Genomic DNA, 20,626 nt, shown 5'->3' on the forward strand with positions numbered 1-20,626 from the left:
CCATGCCTGACATCTCACCCCATGCGGTCATCGCTCTCATCATGGAGCATCAGATCGTGGAAACCACGGAGCCGCTGACGCCGGAATCAGACCTCTTTTCCCTGGGGCTGGATTCGCTGGCCACGATGCAGCTCATGCTCCACCTGGAGCGCCAGTTCGGCGTGCGCATCGCCCCGTCAGAAATGACGCGCAACCACTTCGCCACCGCCACCGTCCTGGCCCGCTGGCTTTCGCATCCCAACCGCAGCGCTGCATGAACCGGCAGGCGGACGTCATCGTCGCCGGCGGCGGCAGCGCCGGCCTGGCGGCTGCCCTCGCTTCCGCACGCGCCGGTGCCCGCACCCTTCTGCTGGAGCGGCAGACCAAGCTCGGCGGCATGGGCACCAGCGCTCTCGTCCACACCTTCTGCGGCCTCTTCCACCCGGACGTTTCCCAGCCCTGGGCCTGGCTGAATCCAGGCATCCCGCAGGAGATCGGCCAGGCCATGATGGACCGCACCGGCCAGACCGCGCCGGACCTCATGGGCAAAGTTTACGTCCTACGCCAGCATCCCTCCCTCTATGCCCAGATCGCCGATGAACTCTGCCGCGCCGAGTCCCACCTCACCGTTCTCAGCGGCAGCGAGTGGACCGCCCTGCGCCAGGGTGATCAAAGCGGCTGGGAGCTGGATATTCTCACCTCCGGCCACCGGCAGACCCTCCAGGCCAAAGCTCTCATAGACACCACCGGTGATGCCACCGGCGCCCGCCTCCTGAACCCCGCCTGGTGCCAGCAGGCCGAAGCCGCCCGCCTCTACCGCCCCGCCTACATCTGCGCTTTTCACGGGACCACCGGCACCCATGACGATGCCTGGCGTCTGCAAACCGGGGCCTCTCTTTTCCGCGCCATCCGCGATGGCCTTCTGCCACCCGCCGCCATGGGGGCCGCCTTTCGCGATTCCCCCTTTCCTGGGGAGACCTTCCTCACCGTGGACCTGGAGGCCGGCCAGGGAGACTGGAACCCCTTTGACCCAGCCAAACGCGCCCGCATGGAGCAGGAAGGCCGTGAGGTCGCCCTCGCCCTCTGGCGCTTCCTCCGTGCAGAGCACGCAGATTTCAAAAACTGCCCGCCTCCCATGCTCCCCACCCAGGCCGGCATCCGCGAGACCGCCCGTTACATTGGCGATTATGTCATCACTGGAGATGACCTCGCCGCCTGCCGGCGGTTTGAAAATGAGGTCGCCCTCGCAGGCTGGCCGATGGAAAAGCGTGAAAACGCCCGTGGCCCCAAATTCCGCTTTTTCGATTCCCCTGCCCCCGCCGGCATCCCTGCAGGCTGCTTTACCCGCCAGGACGCCCCCGGCCTCTTCTTCGCCGGCCGTTGCCTCTCCGCAGATCATGAGGCCCTGGCCTCCCTGCGCGTCATGGGCACCTGCATGGCCGGTGGACAGGCCGCAGGAAAGATGGCAGTGGACTTTCTCTCAGGCCACTGATCCCGCCTTCCCGAAACATGCGCCTGCTTTGCATCACCAACCTCTTTCCAGATTCCGGCCAGCCCTGGCGGGGGCTGGACAATGTCACCCTCCTGCACGCCATGCGGGCAGAGCGTCCGGAGGCAGACATCCGCGTCCTCTGCCTGCGCCCCGGCCACGGCGGCTGGCTGGGAAAAAAGTGCCCGCTTAAAACCCGCCCTGGGGATGAAGTCCTCCACCCCAGCTATGACTGGGCTCCTTACCTGCCCAAATTCGGGGGTCAGAACCACCGCCTGTATGCCCAGGCAGTGCAGCGTGCCTTAAAGTCCCTTCCTCCTGGCTGGCAGGCGGATGCACTTCTCGTCCCCTGGCTCTTCCCAGATGCCTGCGGCGTCAGCCTCGTCCCGGAGCTTCGCGGACTGCCCCTCGTCGCCGTCGCCCAGGGGTCGGATGTCCATCAGTATCTGGACCTGCCCGCACGCCGCCGCGCCATACTCGCCCTCAGCCAGCGCGCCCATATCATCACCCGCAGTGAAGACCTCCGCCAGCGCCTCCTCCGCACGGGTGCCCCTGCCGCCCATGTCAGCACCGTTTACAATGGCGTTGACATCCACACCTTCCACCCGGGGGATAAAGCCGCCGCCAGAAAAGACCTCAGCCTCCCGCTCGCGCCCCACACCTTGCTCTTTGTTGGCAATTTTCTGCCAGTCAAAGGCCTGGACCTTCTGGTCGAAGCTGCCGCACTCTTGCATCAGCAGATTCCCATTCACCTCATCCTCATCGGCAGCGGCCCTCTGGAGGCCCAGCTTCGCGACCAGGCTGAAAAAGCAGGTCTCGGACCCGCCCACATCACCTTTGCCGGGCGAAAAGGACCCTCCGAGGTGGCACAATACATGCGCGCAGCAGATGCCGTCTGTCTCTCCAGCCACCATGAAGGCGTCCCTAATGTCCTGCTCGAGTCCTTTGCCTCCGGCCGTCCCTTTGTCTCCACCCAGGCAGGTGGCATCGCCGAAATCACCACCCCTTCTCCCCAGGGTGCCGTGCTAGTCCCAGAGCGGGATCCCGCAGCCTATGCAAAAGCCCTTCATCAAGCCTTGTCTTCACCGCCGGATGAGGTCGTACTCAGTTCCTACGCCCGGACCATGGCCTGGCCACAGTGTGCCAAAATGTACTGGCAGCGATTAATTGCGCCTTTGGAAATTTAAAGGTAACTTTATCTGAAATAGCGAGTATCTTAAATAAACCGCGCGTGCAGCTTCCCATACGCCTTTAATCTGTCCATGCTTCTTCCCGGTACAAGTCATTGGATGTCCATCGCGCGTCGCGGTTTCCGTGACGCTGCAGTTTTTTTTCTCAGCTACTTGGTAGCTAATTACATACGCTTCCAGGAGCTCTGGCGGATGGATCATTATTTGCTGCCCATCAGCATTGGTGCGTTCACCCTCGTCGCCACCAGCTACATTCTTGGCCTTTATTCGGTGGAATCCCGTGGCCGGTCCCGCTTTTTCGTCCACTGGCTCTTTTTCACCCTCGCCTTCATGGCCACCTTCGTCGCCCTTGTCGTCGTCGGTTATGTGGATTTTGGCACCCGCGTTGGCCGCGGTTTCATGTTCCTCGGCCTCTGCACCGCCTACCCCTCCCTCATGCTCCATCACTGGGTCATGTTTAACAAGCACCGCTTCTCCCCGGAGCGTGTCGCCTTTGTCGTCGAAAGCCCCGGTGAGCATGAAGAATATCAGACTCTCAAAGACCTCAAGCCCCGCGGCATTGAAATCGTCGGTCGCATCACCGTGAAGCAAACCGATCGCGGCAGCGACGTCCTCGGCCGCCTCAAGCACGCACAGTCCATCCTCAACCGCCACAAGATTGACCGCCTCGTCTTTGAAGACTGGCGCCTCAATGACCCTTACTCGCGCCCCTTCCTCCGCCAGCTCCGTTACTCCGGCATCACCTGCACCCCCCTCATCAGCCTCTGCGAGGAATACCTTCAATACGTCCCCCTCCATCTCGTCACCAACGAATGGCTCATGCATTCGGAGACCTCCCCGCGTGACTTCTACTTTCGCAAGCTCAAGCGCAGCTTCGACGTCCTCACCTCTCTCACCCTTCTCGTCCTCCTCTCCCCGCCCCTTCTTGCCGGCATCGCCATCGTTAAAATCTTCTCCCCAGATGGCCCTCTCTTTTTCACCCAGGAGCGTATCGGCCGCTTCGGCAAAAAATTCCAGATCTTCAAGCTCCGTTCCATGCGCACCGATGCCGAGGCCAACGGTCCTCAGTGGTCCACCGGCAACAAGGACCCCCGCGTCTTTCCTGGCGGCAAGCTCCTCCGCCAATACCGGATTGATGAGATCCCCCAGCTCTTCAACATTCTGCGCGGCGACATGTCCTTCGTCGGCCCCCGCCCGGAGCAACCCGCCTTCGTTGCCGCCCTCGCTAAAGAGCTCCCCTACTACGAAGAGCGCCACATGATCCACCCTGGTCTCACTGGCTGGGCCCAGGTCTGCTACCCCTACGGTTCCACCACCGACGACGCCCGCTGCAAGCTTGAATACGACCTTTATTATCTCAAGCACGCCGGCACCGTCTTTGACCTTCTCATCCTGCTCGATACCATCCGCGTCGTTCTCATTGGCGGCATGAAAAAAGAGGCTCAAAAGCCCCGTTATATCTCCGCTGCCACCAGCAAGACCACATCCATCCCCATCGTCACCGCAGCCCAGCGGTCTGATGCCGCCGCCTGACACTTCTCACCGTCACCAGGCCTTCCAGGAAAATCACTCCCGGAGTCTCCAAGGTTTTTACTTTCAGGTGATGTGCACGACCGTAAAAAAACGGCTGCAAATTCATTCGCCATCGTCTATCTGCGCACTGTGATCGCCATTGCAACGGCCAGCCAAAAAGGCGGTGTGGGTAAAACCACACTGTGCATCAACCTTGCGTACTCCCTCGCCCGGCGCGGGTGGACGACGCTTCTTGTGGATACAGACCCTCAGAGCGGGGTCGGTTTATCGCTGGCGCGGTCCACGAAAGTGAAGCAGGGGTTTTATGATTTCCTGCTGGGAGAAAAGAATTTTAACAAGCTGGTGCTGTCCACGCGGCTGCCGGAGCTGCAAATCCTCCCTGCCGGTCAATACGATGCCTGCGCCCGCCAGGGCTGGTCCCAGGCAGAAGTGCCAAGCCGTCTGGCCGACCTTTTGAGGGCAGCTGAGCTCCGGGGTGTGGACTGCGTGATCATGGACACTGCTGCCGGGCTCAATGCCATGTCCGAATCCGTGGTGAAGGCCTGTGACTACGTGATCCTGCCGCAACAGGCGGAGCCGCTGGCGGTGCGCAGCGTGCCGCACATGCTGGAGACTCTGTCCCGCTTCCGTGCTGAAGGAGCCGGAGTCAAAGTCGCCGGCATCCTCCTGACCATGGTCATGGGGGAGAGCCAGATCAGCCAGAAAGTCGTGGCCGAGCTGCGCAGCCTGCTGCCTGCGGACCTGATGTTTGAGCAGAACATCCCGCGCATGGCCTCCTTCCTTGAAGCCAGCGCCATGGGTGTGCCTGTGGCCTTGATCAAACGCAACCCTCCGCCCGAGGCGCTGATCTTTGATCAGCTCGCCGCCGAAATCGAACAACGCACCGGTCTCATCCAGGATCGCGAAGCCTCCGACAACCATGCAAGTCTCCTGGATTGATCCTGAAGAGGTGGCCGCCCTGGCCGAATCTCTGCGTCCGCCCGCCCGTCCTCAACCGCCGGCGAAAGCCCCTGAGCCTGCTCCCCGGCAGGAACCGGTGCAGCCTCTCGTGGCTGACACTCCAGCCACGGAAGCCGATGCCTCCAGCCCCGCCACTGACACAGGCGGCATGCCCAATCTGGCCGCCTTCCGCCAGCGTCTGCAATCCATCCGCGAGCGCGCCATCAGCGCCGGGCTGATGACTCCCAAGCCCCCTGCCCCACCGGAGCCTCCTCCTGCCCCGGCACCTGCAGCAGAAGCGGTCACATCTCCACCTGCGGAGCCAGACCAGCAGCCAGAACAGGAGCCTGCAAGCGAACTGGCCCCCTCTGCTGAATCCCCAGCCTTCGAAGAAGCTGCGCCCTCTTTACCCGAGCCTGAGCCGGAGTCCCCCAGCCAGGAGCCAGCGCCGCAATGGCAGCCCCAGCCGGAGTCCTTTACGTCCCCAAGTCCGCCACCTGTTCAATACAACGTGCCGGTAGCTCCCCCACCTGTCGAGATGGCTCGTCTGGCACCCCAGCCGCACATCGAGATCTCACCGGGAGCATCCGTCAAAGACCGGCTGGATGCCTTTGCCTCATGGGCCGGGCAGCAGTGGGGTCCCAGCGAGCTCTTAATCGTGGACGAATACGGTGACCTTCTTTGGGGGCCTCCAAAAAAAGCCGGTCTCGTCCTTTCCACCATGATGGCCTGGAACGCCGCCATCCGTGCCAGTGCGCAAGCAGCCAACGGCATGGCGCAGATCCAGCAGCAGGTCCTCGCCACAGGTGAGACGCTGACGATCATCCCCTGCAAGACTCGCCTTGGCATGCTGCAGATCGCTCTGGTCAAAGCCCAGGCTCCCTGGGGTGAAGAGACCTCCGTTCTGCGCGAAGCCCTGGTCCAGGTGATGGACATCCCCGGCTGAAGCACGGCCTCGTAATCACAAAAGCACACAAGGAAGCTACATCCGTGGTCGCAATGACCATGCTGTTGCCTGTAGTCTGATGTTCAGTCTCCCAACCGATTTATGAAACCTCTCGATCTCCAGGTCAATGGCTACGCCGGCACCGACTTCAACGGCGACAGCCTCACCGCCGAAGCGCTTCACCATGCCTGCCACTGCTTGCGTGAAGACGGCTGCGATTCCATCCTGGCCACCTTCATCACCGATGATGTCGCCACGCTGGAGCGGCGCATGAGCACGCTGGTGGCCCTGCGGGAAAAGGATCCTCTGGCTCAGGAAGTCATCGCCGGTATTCACATCGAAGGTCCCTTCATCAATCCTGAAAAAGGCTACGTCGGCGCCCACCCGCCCCAGTGCGTGAAACCGGCGAATCTGGAGGATACCAAACGCCTGCTGGATGCCGCCGGCGGCCTGACCAAGATCATCACCCTGGCTCCGGAACATGATGCGGACTATCATGTCACCGAGTTCCTTTCCAGCAACGGCATCACCGTCTCCGCCGGGCATTGCAATCCCTCACTCGAGCAGCTCCGTGCGGCCACTGAGCACGGGCTGAGCATGTTCACCCATGTGGGCAACGGCTGCCCCATGCTGATGCACCGGCATGATAACATCATCCACCGCGCCCTGGCCCTGCGGGACCGGCTGTGGCTGTGCTTCATCCCGGACGGGGTGCACATCGAGTTCTTTGCGCTCATCAACTACCTGCGAAGCGCCGGCCTGGAAAAGACGATCTTCGTCACCGATGCCATCTCCGCCTCGCGGCTTGGACCGGGAAATTACAAGCTCGCCGGCTGGGACATCAAAATTGGGGAGGACCTCGTCGCCCGCTCGCCGGACGGCTCGCACTTCGTCGGCAGCACCGTCACCATCCCTCGCATTCTCACGAATGGCCAGCAGTCGTTAGGCCTGACCAAGGCCGAGCTTGAACTGCTGCTGGATACGAACCCGCGCAAAGCGGTGGGGCTGTAGGTGTAATCAGCGCAGTTGACCCTGTGCTGATTTTTGCCATTCTTTTGCATGCCCACGGTTCTAAGGGTCGGCCCGTTTCGATTTTTCTTCTATTCTGACGAAGGAAACGAGCCGCCTCACATTCATGTTCAGAGGGATGACAAGATTGCCAAGTTTTGGCTCAGCCCCGTAAAAATGGAGAATGACGGAGGCCTCAAACTTGGCGAAATTCGGACCATCACCCGGCTTGTATCCAAGCACGAATCTGATATGTTAGAAAAGTGGAATGAATACTTCAGAGACCCATCCTGAACCCAAGGCCAGAGCCATGGCCGTCTCTTTTGGCCGTGGCATCTTTAAAGTCCGATTGAGCAATGGCCGCACAGTCGTTGTGCCCACTGCTTTATTCCCGCGTCTTGAATTTGCCACCCGGGCTGAGAGGCAGCAATTCGAGGTGATCGGAAATGGCACCGGTATTCATTGGCCTGCACTGGATGAAGATATCAGTATTTCTGGGCTGCTACAAGGAAGGGGATCTGCCGAATCCCCCAAATCCATTCTTCAATGGATCATGGCCCGCCGGGACAAATTTTCCCCCGCCGATCAAAAGACACCCGCCATCAGAATCATCAGAACCGTTGCGCACACCTCCTCCGCCAAAAAGCCCTCTGCGCAAAAACTACCGAAGGTCTCAAACAGTAGATCTCGTCAGCAGACAAGGCTCGTTCACAGCCAGACTTCGAAGTGATCTTAACGGGCCAGTAGGGATGGAGTGTCCGGACGACGGACCTCAACGCACTCTTTCCAGAGAGTTCAGAAGCCGCTCGTGTCAGGCTCTTCAGCATCGGAGCTGCCTGGCAGTACGCTTCCCATTTACGCTTGCTCATCCGGCTTCATCCGCTTGGCGATGTCCAGCTCGATGGGGCCGTATTTCTTTTCATAGGCCTGGAGGGTCTGGGTGAGGTGGACCCAGAGGCGCTTGGCACCGTCGTAGGAGGTGACGACACGGCTGACGATCTGGGCATCCTCTTCCACCATGGGACCGAAGGCATTGAGGTTGAGGGCGAAGTCGAGCACCACTTCATTCGGCGTGGCGAACAGGCGGCTGACGTTGGAATACACGGCCCCGGCTGGAGCAGCGATTTTGGCAGGAGCGGGGGCAGGAGATTCACCACCGACGATTTTAACTGAGTTGGACATTTGGTTAGGCGGGGGTTGGAAGTTGAAGGCGCTCCGGATGGCTATAGACGTTCATCGTCTCTCCTCGCAGAAAGCCGATGAGAGTCTGCCCTGAATTTCGGGCAAAGTCCACCGCCAGGCTGCTGGGGGCGGAAATGGCGGCCAGGACGGGGATGCCGCCAGCCAGGGCCTTCTGAATTATCTCAAAGGAAACGCGGCCACTGACTAACAAAATGTGTTTCGAGAGCGGGAGCAGGTTCCGCTGCAAGGCGTAGCCGAGCACCTTGTCCAGGGCATTGTGCCGCCCTACATCCTCGCGGATGACGATGAGCTCCCCCTGGGAATCGAAGAGAGCGCTCGCATGGAGGCCGCCGGTTTTGGAGAAGGTTTCCTGGGCGGCGCGGAGTTTGGCAGGGAGTTGGGAGATCAATTCGGGACTGACGTGGAGGGCGGAGTTTTCAGTATTCAGTTTACAGTTTACAGTATTCAGAGTCGCGGCTTCGGAGACTGAAGACTGAACACCGGAAACTGAACACTGTGCGCTTGCGAGCGGTGGAAATTTTTGAAACACCGACTCAATGCTCGTCTTCCCGCAAAGGCCGCAGCTTGAGGCGCTGAAGACATGCCGGGTCAGGGATTCCCAGTTCACGACGGCGCGGCCGAGCAGGACGTCCACGATGTTGCCGTGCTCATTGTTCACACTGGGGCATTGGGAGATTTCCAGGATGTCGCGGCTGCTGGAGATGACGCCTTCGGTAACGAGGAATCCGGCGACGAGCTCCTCATCATGTCCGGGAGTGCGCATGACGACGGCGACGCTGCGGCCCTCGACCCGGATCTCCAGAGGCTCTTCGATGGCCACGACGTCCTGACGGTTTTCAGGCGGATGGCCTAACTGAAGATGTGTCAATTCGATGGAGGCGGACTCGCTCATGAGGTGGACTCCACAAGCTCGGCGCTGACAATGCCCTGGGTCACGTGGCGTGGCTCGGCGATGAGGCGCACCAGTTTGTCAAAGATCTCGCGGCCTTTGATGATCTCGATCTCAACGCGGAGGAAGTAGATGGGGATTTCATCGGGAAGGGATTTGGGGAAGCGCACGAAATCCTTTTCGGTGGTGAGGATGGCGTAGGCATCGGCCTTTTCGCAACGGTCAATGAACTGAATGATCTCCTTTTCCTGGAAGCGGTGGTGATCGGTGAAACGGACGGTCCAGTGGACCTTGGCACCGAGCTTGCGCAGGCCGTTTTCAAAGCTCTCCGGCACGGCGATGCCGGACAGGGCACCGACGTATTTGCCACGAAAGGAATCCAGCGGCAGGAGCTCGCCCGTGTGGATGTTTTCAAAGTGCACCGGCCGGTGGCGGCACTCGATGATCTCAGCCACCGAGTTGTGTTTGCGGATCTTTTCGATGATCTCGCCGCTGTCGCCATCGGACTTGGTGAGGAAGATGTAGCTGGCGCGGCGGAGGCTGGCGGGCGGCTCGCGCAGGGTGCCGCGCGGGAGCATGTAGCCGGTGCCGAAGGGGGCGGTTTTGTCCACCAGGACGATGTCATGGCGATGCTTGAGCTTCAGGTATTGCAGGCCGTCATCGAGGATGAGCACATCCGCGCCGAACTTGCGGATGGCATGGGCACCGGCTTTCACGCGGTTGCGGTCCACCACCACGGGCACGCCTTTGCAGTTTTGCGCCAGCATGAAGGGCTCATCCCCGGCCACGTAGGAATCCAGCAGGACTTTTTCACCATCGGAAACGACACGCGGCAGCAGCTCACGCGGCTTGCGGGCCAGACCGAGTTTGGCGGCGATGCGCCAGCTCAGCGGGATCTTGCGCTGGCGTTTGCTTTTGTATCCCCGGCTGAGGATGGCCACCCGCCGGCCCTGGGCCAAAAGGGCCTTGGCAAACAGCTCCACCACGGGGGTCTTGCCCGTGCCGCCCACCGTGATGTTGCCAATGCTGATGACGGGTACGCCGAGGTGGTGGTCGTGCAGATATCGCTCGCGATAAAGTTTCAGCCGCAGGCGCACGGCCCCGGAATAGATGCCGGAAAGGAACCAGAACGCGGCACGCATGCACGTCGCCCTCAATCCACGTCGGTTGTGGATGATGACATCAATGATGAATTGTTCGAGATCTTCGAGGGTGTCCTTCATCCGGTGGGAGGCGGACCGTAGCGCGGGAGGGGGGGATGCTCAAGTACAGTAGTCATCACTCTCCGAGTGATGAGCAAAGGGATACCGCTGCCGGTAAAGCCAACGAGCCAGAGGTAATTCGGGGTGCCTTCACCTTTCCCCAAACCATCACTCGGAGAGTGATGGCTACTGTACTAATACCTTCTAACCACCGTATCCGCCGGCTCCCGGACCAAATCCTTCTCCGGATAATCCAGCGTGAAATGCAGGCCGCGGCTTTCATTCCGCCGGATGGCGCATTCGACGATCAGTGAAGCGGTTTCGACGAGGTTGCGGAGCTCGAGCAGCTCGCTGGTGATGCGGAAGTTCCAGTAGAATTCCTGGACTTCGCGCTTCAGATTTCGGAGGCGGGCGGCGGCGCGCTGGAGGCGCTTGGTGGTGCGGAGGATGGAGACGTAGTCCCACATGAGGCGGCGGATCTCATCCCAGTTGTGGTAGATGACGACGAGCTCGTCGTTGTCCACGGCCTCGCCGCTCTGCCAGGGAGGAATGCTATAGGTCTGCTCGGCCTCTTTGCCGATGGGCATCTTGCGCAGCATGTGGTCCACCGCGCGATGGGAGATGACGAGGCATTCCAAAAGGGAGTTGCTGGCCAGGCGGTTGGCCCCGTGCAGGCCGGTGCAGCCGACCTCCCCCACGGCGCAGAGGCCGCGAATGCGGGTGGCACCATTCACATCGGTGACAACGCCGCCGCACTGGTAATGGGCGGCGGGGACGACGGGGATCGGCTGCTTGGTGATGTCAATGTCCACCTCCAGACAGGCTCGGTAAATATTGGGGAAATGGCTGAGGATGAAGTCTGCGGAACGGTGGGAGATGTCCAGATACACGCAGGGGCCGCCAGTGCGCTTGATCTCACTGTCAATGGCGCGGGCGACGATGTCACGCGGGGCCAGGGAGCCGCGCGGATCATACTTGTGCATGAATTCATTCCCCTGGTTGTCAATAAGCCGGGCGCCTTCGCCACGCATGGCCTCGGTGATGAGGAAGGAGCGCTTCTGCGGGTGATACAGGCAGGTGGGGTGGAACTGGATGAACTCCATGTTCGCGATGCTGGCCCCAGCGCGCCAGGCCATGGCGACGCCATCCCCCGTGGCAACGCGGGGATTGGTGGTGTAAAGATACACACGCCCGCAGCCGCCGGTGGAAAGCACAATGCGGTCTGAACGGAAAGTGACGACTTCCTGGGTGGCCTCGTTCAGCACGTAAAGGCCGAGCACACGGTCTTCCGTGACGAAACCCAGCTTGGCCGTGGTGATGACATCAATGGCGAAGTGATTTTCGTAGATGGTGATGTTGGGCCGCTCTTTCACGGCGGCCAGCAGCTTCTCCGTCAGCTCGCGGCCAGTGGCATCGGCGGCATGGAGCACGCGCCGCTGGGAGTGGCCGCCTTCACGGGTGAGGTCAAATTCCAGATGCCCATCCGAGGCCTCCTTTTGGTCGAAGTGCACGCCCCACTTCACCAGCTCGGCGATACGGTCCGGACCCTCGGTGACGATGGTGCGGACAGCGGCCTCATTGCACAGGCCCGCGCCGGCGATCAGCGTATCGCTCACGTGCTCCTCAATGCTGTCCAGCTCGCTGGTGACGCAAGCGATGCCGCCCTGGGCCCAGTTGGAATTGGAATCCAGTGCACCACGCTTGGTGATGATGGCGACGTTTCCGTGCTCGGAAGCATGCAGCGCTGCGCTGAGACCACCGGCACCGCTGCCGACAATGATGAAATCGTAATCAGTCACAAGGGGAGAGACAGGTTGGCGTCATGCCCCTGGCCGCCAGTGGGCGGACCGGATGAATTTTTCCTGGCTGGAAGGGGGTGCATCTCGTCAAAGACGGGGATCATGACGGACGGGAACATGGCGAGAATGACACCGGGCGCCAGTGGAAGGAGCAGGAATGACGAATGCAGAATGACGAATGACGAATCCCGCGTGCTGAAAAGTAGAATGGAGGGCCTAGACGGAGGCAAAGGGGCGGAGGGGGATACCGCCGCAATCCAGGCAGGTTTGGGTCCCGTCTTTAAATTGGGACTGGCAGGAGGGGCAATAGAGGGCGGAACCGGTCTGCTGCTGAGGCGGGGCCTCAATTTCAGATATTGGGAGGCCTTCTTTTTCCAGCCAGGTTTCCAAAACCAGACATTGAAGGCGGGTGGTGGCACTGGGCTGGAAGCGGGCTTTTTTCCACATCTGGCAGGCTATTTTTTTCCAGGCTTCATCGCCGATGAGCGGCCTGCCTGCCAGGGGATGGGCGGGGACGGGGGAGGGGACGTCGCAAAGGAGGTCGGTCGCGCGCATGGCGTGCTGAGGCAGGAGCGCGACCATGAGTGCCTTCCAAAAACGATGCGGCAGCGTGCGGGCCTGACGGAAGAAGAGGACGGCCTGTGAAAGCTGCAGAGCCAGCAAGGCTGCAGCGGCCCAGAGGACTTCCTGGCCATCGCCTAACCAACGATACAGAACGACGAGAACGCCAAACGTCCAGATGAAAATGAAGCTGCCGAGGTGCCGAAGCCAGTGAGTGCGGGAGGTGAGGTCGGCCGCCTGCGCGGTCAATGGCGCGGCCTCCAGGGTGCGCCGGGCATGTTCCAGAAAATCTGCCTCCCGTTCCTGATGGGTCATGGCCAGCCATTGGCGGACCTGCTGGCAGGCGTGGGCGGCCTGTGTTTCAAGGGGCCAGCGCACCTGCATCTGCGGGCTGAGGTGCAGGGTGCGGCCATCCGCCACGGGCTTCACCTGTTCCCACGGCAGGAGCAGGGGCCGACGATCATCCAGGTGCATCTCCAGCCCCGCTTCCGCCGGGATAAGCTGCCAGGATAACGTAATGAGGTGCGCCTGCTGAGGCGGCAGCAGGCCTAGCAGAACTGGACAGCGGCCAGCCAGCTTAACCGGTTGAAAGGGCCGCCGGCCAGACCAGCGTTCACCGCTGCCAGTAAGCAGCAGGCTGCGTGGCGGCAGCCAGCGCAGGCACTCAATGAAATAGAGCGCGACAAAGAGCAGCAGCAGCGACTGGCCGTCGGTCATGAAGGATCAGATCTGCTCGCGCTTGCCAAAGAGTTTTCCAAAAAGGCTCTTTAACGCTACGCCAATACCGACCACCACCAAAATGGCGGCCTTCCCCAGCTTGCCAAAAAAACCGGCGAGCTTGGCAAAGAGGCCCATCTTACCGGCAGCTACCGCAGCGCCCCCGGCAACGAGAGCCGTGAGGCCATACTTGGCCACCTTGTCACCGGACTGGTATTCGGCATAGCTGTTGCCCGTGAGGTATTGAAATCCGGCAATGATGTTCTGATACTGCGGCAGAAGCGTGTTCATTTCTTCCGGACCGCAGACGAGATCCACTTCCATCACGCCATGACGGCCCAGCAAGCGGGTGCTGTAGTTGATGGACTCGCCATTATCGGAGCCGACCCGCAGCGCCCACTCCAGGTTTTTGGTCTGGTCATTGAAGCGCGGAGCCACCGCCCAGCCGAGCAGTTTTAATTCGGACAAGCCCATCTCGCGACGGCGCTCATTACCCATCTCCTGGCCCTCACGGAGGGAGACCAGCATCGCATCAGCATCCAGCTTGTCCTTCTCGTCATCTTTGACATAACCAGAATCATCAAATTCAAAGATGACCCAGGGACCGGCATCTTCCGTGGTGAGCATGCCGAGCTCAGACTCCCCGGTGAGGTTGCCCGAAAGTTTGAGCATCTCGCGGGTACCGTTGCCATCGGTGAAGCGCCAGCCTTGCGGAATCTTCACCTGGGCGATGCTGCCCAGATTGCCGGTGCCTTCCCGCGTCCAGCCAAAGGTTTCCACACGGTCCAGAAAGGCCTTGGCCATCGCGGCCTGCTCTTCCTGCGTGGGCGGGGCTTCCGCCGGAGCCTCCTGAGCCTGTAAAACTGGGGTGACCAGGCCCATGAAGAGACCTGCCAATGTGAGTGTGCGTAGGGATATCATGGGGTCTCCTCGTTGGGATGTCCCTCAGACTAGCGGTCATTCTCACCAAAGGTCAAGCCTGTGAAGAGGGCGATTTGCAAACAAATGTTAGGCCGAAACTCCAAACGCCCCTACCTCCTCCACCGTCAAATTTCGCCACTGACCGGGGGCGAGATCCGCTGGCAGGCGGATGCCGTCGATGCTTTCGCGATGCAGGGCGGTGACGCGGTTTTGCACGCGGTGAAACATGCGCTTCACCTGATGATAACGCCCTTCATAAAGCGTGACCCGGGCCTGGCGCGGAGCCAGGATTTCCAGCCCGGCGGGCAGGGTGGTGAGGTCTTCGGTATGGAAATAAAAACCGGCGGCAAAGGCGGCGACGGCTTCTGGCAGGATGTCCTCGGCGGTATCCACGAGATAGACTTTCGGCACGCGCTCCAGCGGCTCAGTGAGGCGCTTAGACCAGCGGCCATCATTGGTCAACAGAACCAGGCCGGAGGTGCTGCGGTCCAGACGGCCAGCGATGTGGAGTGTGTGTTTGTCCGGATCGTCAATCAAATCCATCACGGTCGGATGCACGGGATCCGAGGTCGCGCTGAGGATGCCCACAGGCTTGTGAAGCATGAGATAAAGCGCCCGCTGCGCCCGCTGTAGCACGGTGCCATCCAGGGTGATCTGGTGAAAGCGGCTGACCTCCTGCTGGTTGTCCGTGCACACCTGTCCATCCACGGCGACACGACGCGCGGCGATCAACCGATGGGCGGCGCTGCGGCCCAGAGAAGATTGTTTGGCGAGGAAGCGGTCCAGTTTCATCAGTGGCAAGGCGGCTGCATCCATGCACAGGTCACGCCCAAATGCACGGGCAATGCCAGGGCTACATGAGGCAGATACAACGAAACCCTTTGAGCCCCCGCGCGGCTGACGTAGTACAGCGCCCATGCCTGACGACACCCCCCACGAATCCGAAACACCCGGCGGCTATGACCGCGAGGTGGTGGAGCGTGTGTGGAGCCTGGCTCAGTCCATTCCAGGGAATGACCCGGCCGTGTGGCGGAAGGATGAATTCGGCGCCTGGATCCACCGGCATGACTACCGGCACCGGCACAGCCAGTTCGGCTGGGAGATCGCCGACTATGGCTACCGCAGGCAGGCCGGGGGCCTGGCTTCCCTGCGACCGATGCAGTGGCAGAACCATGTAGATTTTATGGTCGCCGCGCGGAACCCTGCCGTGGTCACTGCGGACGGGCTGCGGAATGCGCGGCAGCTGGTGTAAACCGTTCCTCCTCACGCCAGGGGCAGGCCGCTGTGGGCGCGGCAGAGGTCATCGTGGAGCGTCTGGATGGAGACGGCCTCCGGGTGGGTGACATCCGTGCGGCCCAGGCTTTCCAGAAACCGGCAGGAGGCAAAACCTGCGGCCTTGTGTTCATAGGCCTTCACCCAGCGATGCCGGGTGGGCAGGTGCTCCGGTTTGATGGGCCAGTAGCCGGGACGCGGGCGAAGGTGCTCCTGGATGCCGATGCGCCAGGGCTTGGGGCTGAGACGGGCGCGGAAGCAGCGCTGGTTGCGGCACATCTGCGCGTAAAGAGGATCTGTGGAAAGGTCTTTGAAGAAGGCCTGCACGGCTTCATCCGCAGGATCAAAGACCTGGTGCATGATCAGGATGCGAAATCCGGCAGGGGTGTCATACACCCGCAGGTGCCAGTCCGGATGGCTGTTCGAAAAAGCGCGGATGTGCTGGAGGGCCAGCTTGCGGACGCCGCCTGAATACGATGCATAAGCACGGTACAGCCGGGATGTGAACCACGGGACGATCAGCGCCGTCAGGCCAAAGCCGCGGACAAAGTCCATGATGTTGCCGGTCGAAAACGCCCAGAAGGCAGAGGCAGTGAGAAAAGGCAGATAAACGGCACCCCTGAAACGCCACGGCACGCCCTCTGGCAGATCCACATCAGCAAAGACTACGTCCGGAGTATTCAGGCAAAGAGCACCGTAGATATTGCGTGTGATGACCGCATTTCCATACCGGCGGATGATTTCCTCCCGGATGGGCAGGCCGTCCGCCCCGTTATACGCGACCTTGGGCTCATACTTCTCCAGCTTTTCCCCGCTGGCGATGCGCTGAAAGGCCTCTCGGGTGCGCTCATCCGCATTCGCTTGGGCTTCCTCTAAACTCACGTCCGACCATCCAAACCGTCGTACGGTGATCTGACGCTCGCCCACGCGCTCTTGTACCCGGCCTTCTGCCCAAAATTCAGGGACGATCATGCACGCATGATGAAAAGCCCCTTTGTGACTGTCAAAGCATCATTCCTTTGCACGCGGCCTCCTTTGCGGGCAAACATGGGGGCAAGATGTCCCAACCCAATCTCACCCTCGGCACCCGTGGCAGCGAACTGGCCCTCACGCAGACGCGCATGGTCACGGAGGCGCTGCAAACGGCGCACACGAACCTGAACGTGATCCGCCAGATCATCCAGACCAGCGGCGACAAGCGCCAGGACCTGCGCTTTTCTGAATTCAATGCCGTGGCGCATGTGGACAAGGGCATCTTTATCAAGGAGCTGGAGATCGCCCTGGAGAATGGGGAGATTGATGCCGCTGTTCACAGCCTGAAGGATGTGCCGTCGGACCTGGCGGCGGGTTTTGTCATCGCAGCGGTGCTGCCGCGCGCGGCCATTGAAGATGTACTGATCACGAGGGAGGCCTGCACACTGGAGACACTGCGCCAGGGCGCGCGCGTGGGCACCAGCAGTGTGCGCCGCGCCGCGCAGCTCAAGTGGCTGCGGCCCGATGTGGAGATCGTGGAGATTCGCGGCAACGTGCCCACCCGCGTAAAAAAAGTGCTGGGGGAAAATGCGCTGGATGCGGTGCTGCTGGCAGCCGCCGGCCTGCAACGTCTGGGGCTCATGGAGGGCAGCACCATCCAGATTGAAGGCCAGACGCTAAGCGCACTGACACTGGACCCGGTGGTGTTTCTACCGGCAGCAGGGCAGGGGGCCATCGCCATTGAGTGTCGCGCGGACGATGCCGCCTCCATCCACGCAGTGCGGGCGCTAAACGATGGCGACACCGAAGCCCGGGTGATGGTGGAGCGCGAGTTTCTGCGCCTGCTGGGTGCCGGCTGCCAGACACCGGTGGGGGCGCATACCTGGATCAAAGAAGGCCGCCTGACCATGGCAGTGCGGGTCTTTAATGAGGCGGATCTTTCCCTGCCGCCGGTGGAGCTGGAAGCCACAGGCCTCGTGGCGGATCCGAAGGCACTGGCGGCGGAGCTGGCCCGGCAGGTCAAATAAGTGACCGGCAGCCGGATCAATAGACGATCTGCACCTCATCCCCGACCCGGACCAGGCCGAAGAACTTTTTGGCCTTTTCATAGGGCAGGCGGATGCAGCCATGGGAGGCGGGCCGGCCGGTCACGTAGCCGCTATGCAGGCCGATGGCGCTGCAGTTCAGCCGCATGAAAAAGGGCATGGAGACGTGGTAAATGGTGGAGGTCCACGCACGGTGCTTGTCCGTGATCACATAGCGGCCGGCGGGGGTATCATACCCCTGGCGCCCGGTGGAAACGGGGCAGCTGTCAATGATCTGGCCCTCCTTCGTCACCCAGGCGCGCTGCTGGGTCAGGTTGATCGTCACCAGGATCTCCGGTTCCGATTCCGGCTGGCGGCCCAGGATGATGCGCATCAGGAAAAGGTATCCCTGGGTAGCGGCAAAGTTGATGGGGTAGCGCTTGTATCGGGTCGTGCACAGGTTGGTCTTGGCACCGGCTTTTAGCAGTTCCGTCGCACCTTCCACATCCCCGCGTGCAGAGCAGGCGATGAGGGGGGTGACACCCCGGTCGTTCTCCAGCGAGTGCTTCAGGTCCTTGATTGTGACCCGGTCCAGCACGGCTTTCGAAACAGGAGAAATGAACCGCGTATTCGGGTCCTCCCCGGCGACGGTCAGCGCACGCAAAATGTCCGCTCCACGACGCAGGGAGGCGAGGGCAATGGGAGGCTGTTTTTCAAAACTCATCTGCTTGGGATCCGCCCCGCCATAGAGCAGCGCCCGGACAGTCTCTGGTGAGGTGTGCCGGATGGCGGCGCAGAGCGGTGTATCCCCGCCGGGAGTGATCTCGTTAACATTGACTCCGTTCGCGATGAGCTGACTGATCCATTCCGGGTCATCTTGCAAGACGGCCAGATAGAGCAGCGGCAGTCCACCGGTATCCGGAATCTCCGTGCGGAAGCGCAGCGCGACGTCATCCACCAACGGCTGCCAGACCCAGGGTTTGGCGGGGATAGGCGGTTTGGCCTGCGGCTGTGGTTTAGGCTTGGCAACGGCCACAGGTGCTGGGACCGGCACTTGAACTACCTCTGTCTGCGGCTGGCTTTTGGGCAGAGCCTTCGGTTTGACTGGCGGTTCCGGGTTAAAAAAGCTCTGGGTTTCCACCTTGGGGTTCAAAGTAAGAGCGGCGAGGGCATTTTGCGTCTGCAAACTGGGCTGGCTCAGAACCACAATCATCCCGCCGCCTACCGCCGTACCCACAGTCGCAGGTAGCAGCCAGGCGAAAAGACTTTGAATCCAACTGGATTTTCTGACCATCGGGGCGCAATGCTTAGCTGGCTCATACGTACTGTCGAGCGGCGTTTTCGTAGTAGCGCGAACCCTGCCAGACATGCAACGCAGATTTGCTAAAACCACTTCCAGATCCTCCCATTAATACAGTCATTATGAAGAACACGGACATCCGAATCACTGAGGCCAAAGTCTATTTCCTTCCTGTCACCATGCGGGTGCCTTTGAAGTTCGGTCCTGAAACCGTGACCAATACCGTAGTGCTCCGTACCCAGGTGAAAGTAGAGGATCGGGATGGCCGCAGCGCCACCGGCTGGGGCGAGACGCCGCTGAGCGTTTCCTGGGTCTGGCCGAGCACCCTGGCCGTGGCGGAACGGGCACGGCGGATGGAGGACTTCTCCGTACAACTGGCCACCAAGCTGGTGCAGAGCGGCCTGACCGGGCATCCCATGGAAATCGGCCAGGACTTCATCCACGGCCCCCTGGCTGAAACACTGGCGGCGGCGAACACGGCCGCAGGCGGACCGGAGATGCCTTACCTGGGCTCCCTGGTGGCCTTCAGCGCCTTCGACATCGCAGTTCATGATGCCTATGGCAACCTCCTGGAGAAAGATGTCTATGAGACCTACACGGCCGAGCATATGAATCGCGACCTGTCCGCCTTTATCCAGGCGGAGGAAGGCAGCGGCCTCACCTTTACCGGCAAGTATCCGGCGGACTACCTGATCAAGGACGCACCCAAAAGCCTGCCCGTCTGGCACCTCGTCGGCGGCGTGGATGCACTGGAGGAAGCGGACCTCACTGGCAGCGAGCCGAAGGATGAGCACCCGCTTCTGCTGGCAGACTGGATCCAGCGCGACGGACTGAAGTGCCTGAAGGTCAAGCTGCGCGGCACGGATGCCGAATGGGATTACGAACGCATGGTGCGGGTGGGCCGGATCGGCCTGGCCAATGGCGTGATCTGGCTGAGTGCGGACTTTAACTGCACCGTCAAAGACCCCGCGTATGTGAATGCGATTACCGACCGCCTGCTGGCCAATGAACCCGAGATCTATGCCCGCACATTGTATGTCGAGCAGCCTTTCCCTTATGATCTGGAAGCGCACCAGATTGATGTGCGCAGTGTCTCCGCCCGCAAGCCCCTGTTCCTGGATGAAAGCGCCCATGACTGGGAATTCGTGCGCCTGGGCCGCCGCCTGGGCTGGTCCGGCGTGGCGCTGAAGACCTGCAAAACACAGACTGGCGCGCTACTGAGCCTGTGCTGGGCCAAGGCCCACGGCATGCCGCTCATGGTGCAGGATCTGACCAACCCGATGCTGGCCATCATCCCGCATGTGCGCCTGGCGGCCCATGCCGGCACCATCCAGGGCGTGGAGTGCAATGCCATGCAGTTTTACCCCGATGCCTCCACCGTCGAAGAAGCGGTCCATCCTGGTCTCTACCGCCGCCGCAGCGGCGTGGTGGATTTCAGCAGCCTCGGCGGCAGCGGATTTGGCTACCGTGTGGATGAAATCCACCGCACCCTGCCCGACTGCGCCGCCCACGCCGTCGCCTGAGTCCCCCGTAGCCGCGCTCGCCAGAGCGTGGTCGCCCACGACTCACCTCATCTCCCCCGGCCACCTGCTGGCGCAGGCTGCGACCCGTAGCCGCGCTCGCCAGAGAGTGGCCGCCCCTCATATGCGCAAACGCATGAAGTGGCCTAAGCGACACGGTA

At 61.2% G+C, this 20,626-nt stretch carries 21 protein-coding genes; 12 read left to right on the plus strand and 9 right to left on the minus strand.

Annotation, left to right across the window (positions count from 1 at the left end; all coding sequences use genetic code 11):
* The first annotated feature begins 2 nt into the window (after positions 1–2).
* The 9 genes from WJU23_RS13915 (at position 3) to WJU23_RS13955 (ending at position 7,814) form a co-directional block, all read left to right on the plus strand.
* On the plus strand, positions 3–257 hold the full coding sequence (locus tag WJU23_RS13915; protein WP_346333194.1) for an acyl carrier protein: 255 nt from the start codon (positions 3–5) through the stop codon (positions 255–257).
* Complete coding sequence (locus WJU23_RS13920) at positions 254–1,471, plus strand: FAD-dependent oxidoreductase (RefSeq protein WP_346333195.1); 1,218 nt, start codon at positions 254–256, stop codon at positions 1,469–1,471. The genes WJU23_RS13915 and WJU23_RS13920 overlap by 4 nt, the downstream gene beginning before the upstream one ends.
* Positions 1,472–1,488: 17 nt before the next feature.
* Positions 1,489–2,655 carry a glycosyltransferase gene (locus tag WJU23_RS13925; protein ID WP_346333196.1) on the plus strand — a complete coding sequence of 389 codons (1,167 nt, stop codon included), beginning with the start codon at positions 1,489–1,491 and terminating at the stop codon, positions 2,653–2,655.
* A gap of 75 nt (positions 2,656–2,730) precedes the next feature.
* On the plus strand, positions 2,731–4,191 hold the full coding sequence (locus tag WJU23_RS13930) for an exopolysaccharide biosynthesis polyprenyl glycosylphosphotransferase (protein WP_346333197.1): 1,461 nt from the start codon (positions 2,731–2,733) through the stop codon (positions 4,189–4,191).
* 72 nt (positions 4,192–4,263) lie between these two features.
* A complete protein-coding gene (locus tag WJU23_RS13935) occupies positions 4,264–5,130 on the plus strand; it encodes a ParA family protein (RefSeq protein WP_346333198.1) in 867 nt (288 codons plus the stop codon).
* The gene (locus WJU23_RS13940; protein ID WP_346333199.1) at positions 5,111–6,076 is read left to right on the plus strand and encodes a hypothetical protein; all 966 of its coding nucleotides are present in this window, start codon (positions 5,111–5,113) and stop codon (positions 6,074–6,076) included. Before WJU23_RS13935 ends, WJU23_RS13940 begins: the two co-directional genes overlap by 20 nt.
* Before the next feature lie 102 nt (positions 6,077–6,178).
* Positions 6,179–7,087 (plus strand): N-acetylglucosamine-6-phosphate deacetylase, encoded by a 909-nt coding sequence (locus WJU23_RS13945; protein WP_346333200.1) that lies wholly within the window; start codon positions 6,179–6,181, stop codon positions 7,085–7,087.
* Positions 7,088–7,135: 48 nt separating this feature from the next.
* Entirely contained in the window at positions 7,136–7,378 is a 243-nt protein-coding gene (locus WJU23_RS13950; protein ID WP_346333201.1) for a DUF4160 domain-containing protein, read from the plus strand.
* 16 nt (positions 7,379–7,394) lie between these two features.
* The gene (locus WJU23_RS13955; RefSeq protein WP_346333202.1) at positions 7,395–7,814 is read left to right on the plus strand and encodes a DUF2442 domain-containing protein; all 420 of its coding nucleotides are present in this window, start codon (positions 7,395–7,397) and stop codon (positions 7,812–7,814) included.
* Between the two features lie 125 nt (positions 7,815–7,939).
* On the opposite strand, the gene WJU23_RS13960 is transcribed toward WJU23_RS13955, so the two are convergent.
* From WJU23_RS13960 to WJU23_RS13990, 7 genes are all read right to left on the minus strand, one after another.
* The gene (locus tag WJU23_RS13960) at positions 7,940–8,266 is read right to left on the minus strand and encodes a DUF3467 domain-containing protein (protein WP_346333203.1); all 327 of its coding nucleotides are present in this window, start codon (positions 8,264–8,266) and stop codon (positions 7,940–7,942) included.
* Between the two features lie 4 nt (positions 8,267–8,270).
* Positions 8,271–9,179 carry a formate dehydrogenase accessory sulfurtransferase FdhD gene (locus WJU23_RS13965; RefSeq protein WP_346333204.1) on the minus strand — a complete coding sequence of 303 codons (909 nt, stop codon included), beginning with the start codon at positions 9,177–9,179 and terminating at the stop codon, positions 8,271–8,273.
* Positions 9,176–10,399, minus strand: a complete 1,224-nt coding sequence (gene lpxK, locus WJU23_RS13970) for a tetraacyldisaccharide 4'-kinase (protein WP_346333205.1) — start codon at positions 10,397–10,399, stop codon at positions 9,176–9,178. Before lpxK ends, WJU23_RS13965 begins: the two co-directional genes overlap by 4 nt.
* 173 nt (positions 10,400–10,572) lie before the next feature.
* Positions 10,573–12,177 (minus strand): L-aspartate oxidase, encoded by a 1,605-nt coding sequence (gene nadB, locus WJU23_RS13975; RefSeq protein WP_346333206.1) that lies wholly within the window; start codon positions 12,175–12,177, stop codon positions 10,573–10,575.
* Positions 12,178–12,393: 216 nt separating this feature from the next.
* Positions 12,394–13,455 carry a hypothetical protein gene (locus WJU23_RS13980; protein ID WP_346333207.1) on the minus strand — a complete coding sequence of 354 codons (1,062 nt, stop codon included), beginning with the start codon at positions 13,453–13,455 and terminating at the stop codon, positions 12,394–12,396.
* A 6-nt stretch (positions 13,456–13,461) separates the two neighbouring features.
* Complete coding sequence (locus WJU23_RS13985) at positions 13,462–14,376, minus strand: DUF2167 domain-containing protein (RefSeq protein ID WP_346333208.1); 915 nt, start codon at positions 14,374–14,376, stop codon at positions 13,462–13,464.
* A gap of 87 nt (positions 14,377–14,463) precedes the next feature.
* Positions 14,464–15,168, minus strand: coding sequence for a pseudouridine synthase (locus tag WJU23_RS13990; protein WP_346333209.1), 705 nt, complete (start codon positions 15,166–15,168; stop codon positions 14,464–14,466).
* A gap of 124 nt (positions 15,169–15,292) precedes the next feature.
* Here WJU23_RS13990 and WJU23_RS13995 point away from each other — a divergent pair, with 124 nt between their 5' ends.
* A complete protein-coding gene (locus WJU23_RS13995; RefSeq protein ID WP_346333210.1) occupies positions 15,293–15,628 on the plus strand; it encodes a hypothetical protein in 336 nt (111 codons plus the stop codon).
* Positions 15,629–15,639: 11 nt separating this feature from the next.
* Here the strand turns inward: WJU23_RS13995 and WJU23_RS14000 are convergent, their stop codons facing one another.
* The gene (locus tag WJU23_RS14000) at positions 15,640–16,620 is read right to left on the minus strand and encodes a hypothetical protein (protein ID WP_346333211.1); all 981 of its coding nucleotides are present in this window, start codon (positions 16,618–16,620) and stop codon (positions 15,640–15,642) included.
* 86 nt (positions 16,621–16,706) lie between these two features.
* On the opposite strand from WJU23_RS14000, the gene hemC reads away from it, so the two are divergent.
* Entirely contained in the window at positions 16,707–17,648 is a 942-nt protein-coding gene (gene hemC / locus WJU23_RS14005; RefSeq protein WP_346333212.1) for a hydroxymethylbilane synthase, read from the plus strand.
* Positions 17,649–17,664: 16 nt separating this feature from the next.
* On the opposite strand, the gene WJU23_RS14010 is transcribed toward hemC, so the two are convergent.
* Positions 17,665–18,858: a L,D-transpeptidase family protein gene (locus WJU23_RS14010; protein WP_346333213.1), complete on the minus strand. Its 1,194-nt coding sequence runs from the start codon at positions 18,856–18,858 to the stop codon at positions 17,665–17,667.
* Positions 18,859–19,067: 209 nt separating this feature from the next.
* Between WJU23_RS14010 and WJU23_RS14015 the strand changes: the two genes are divergently transcribed.
* Complete coding sequence (locus WJU23_RS14015) at positions 19,068–20,468, plus strand: mandelate racemase/muconate lactonizing enzyme family protein (RefSeq protein ID WP_346333214.1); 1,401 nt, start codon at positions 19,068–19,070, stop codon at positions 20,466–20,468.
* Positions 20,469–20,626 lie beyond the last annotated feature (158 nt).

Source organism: Prosthecobacter sp. SYSU 5D2 (assembly GCF_039655865.1).
GTDB lineage: Bacteria > Verrucomicrobiota > Verrucomicrobiia > Verrucomicrobiales > Verrucomicrobiaceae > Prosthecobacter.

Excerpts from the sequence above, each read along its gene's own strand:
- WJU23_RS13960 (WP_346333203.1), bottom strand. The coding sequence starts at position 8,266 with ATGTCCAACTCAGTTAAAATCGTCGGTGGTGAATCTCCTGCCCCCGCT.
- WJU23_RS13950 (WP_346333201.1), top strand. The coding sequence starts at position 7,136 with ATGCCCACGGTTCTAAGGGTCGGCCCGTTTCGATTTTTCTTCTATTCT.
- WJU23_RS13980 (WP_346333207.1), bottom strand. The coding sequence starts at position 13,455 with ATGACCGACGGCCAGTCGCTGCTGCTGCTCTTTGTCGCGCTCTATTTC.
- WJU23_RS14015 (WP_346333214.1), top strand. The coding sequence starts at position 19,068 with ATGAAGAACACGGACATCCGAATCACTGAGGCCAAAGTCTATTTCCTT.
- hemC (WP_346333212.1), top strand. The coding sequence starts at position 16,707 with ATGTCCCAACCCAATCTCACCCTCGGCACCCGTGGCAGCGAACTGGCC.
- WJU23_RS14000 (WP_346333211.1), bottom strand. The coding sequence starts at position 16,620 with ATGATCGTCCCTGAATTTTGGGCAGAAGGCCGGGTACAAGAGCGCGTG.
- WJU23_RS13995 (WP_346333210.1), top strand. The coding sequence starts at position 15,293 with ATGCCTGACGACACCCCCCACGAATCCGAAACACCCGGCGGCTATGAC.
- lpxK (WP_346333205.1), bottom strand. The coding sequence starts at position 10,399 with ATGAAGGACACCCTCGAAGATCTCGAACAATTCATCATTGATGTCATC.
- WJU23_RS13930 (WP_346333197.1), top strand. The coding sequence starts at position 2,731 with ATGCTTCTTCCCGGTACAAGTCATTGGATGTCCATCGCGCGTCGCGGT.
- WJU23_RS14010 (WP_346333213.1), bottom strand. The coding sequence starts at position 18,858 with ATGATTGTGGTTCTGAGCCAGCCCAGTTTGCAGACGCAAAATGCCCTC.
- WJU23_RS13920 (WP_346333195.1), top strand. The coding sequence starts at position 254 with ATGAACCGGCAGGCGGACGTCATCGTCGCCGGCGGCGGCAGCGCCGGC.
- WJU23_RS13965 (WP_346333204.1), bottom strand. The coding sequence starts at position 9,179 with ATGAGCGAGTCCGCCTCCATCGAATTGACACATCTTCAGTTAGGCCAT.
- WJU23_RS13985 (WP_346333208.1), bottom strand. The coding sequence starts at position 14,376 with ATGATATCCCTACGCACACTCACATTGGCAGGTCTCTTCATGGGCCTG.
- WJU23_RS13925 (WP_346333196.1), top strand. The coding sequence starts at position 1,489 with ATGCGCCTGCTTTGCATCACCAACCTCTTTCCAGATTCCGGCCAGCCC.
- WJU23_RS13915 (WP_346333194.1), top strand. The coding sequence starts at position 3 with ATGCCTGACATCTCACCCCATGCGGTCATCGCTCTCATCATGGAGCAT.
- WJU23_RS13955 (WP_346333202.1), top strand. The coding sequence starts at position 7,395 with ATGGCCGTCTCTTTTGGCCGTGGCATCTTTAAAGTCCGATTGAGCAAT.
- WJU23_RS13945 (WP_346333200.1), top strand. The coding sequence starts at position 6,179 with ATGAAACCTCTCGATCTCCAGGTCAATGGCTACGCCGGCACCGACTTC.
- WJU23_RS13990 (WP_346333209.1), bottom strand. The coding sequence starts at position 15,168 with ATGAAACTGGACCGCTTCCTCGCCAAACAATCTTCTCTGGGCCGCAGC.
- WJU23_RS13940 (WP_346333199.1), top strand. The coding sequence starts at position 5,111 with ATGCAAGTCTCCTGGATTGATCCTGAAGAGGTGGCCGCCCTGGCCGAA.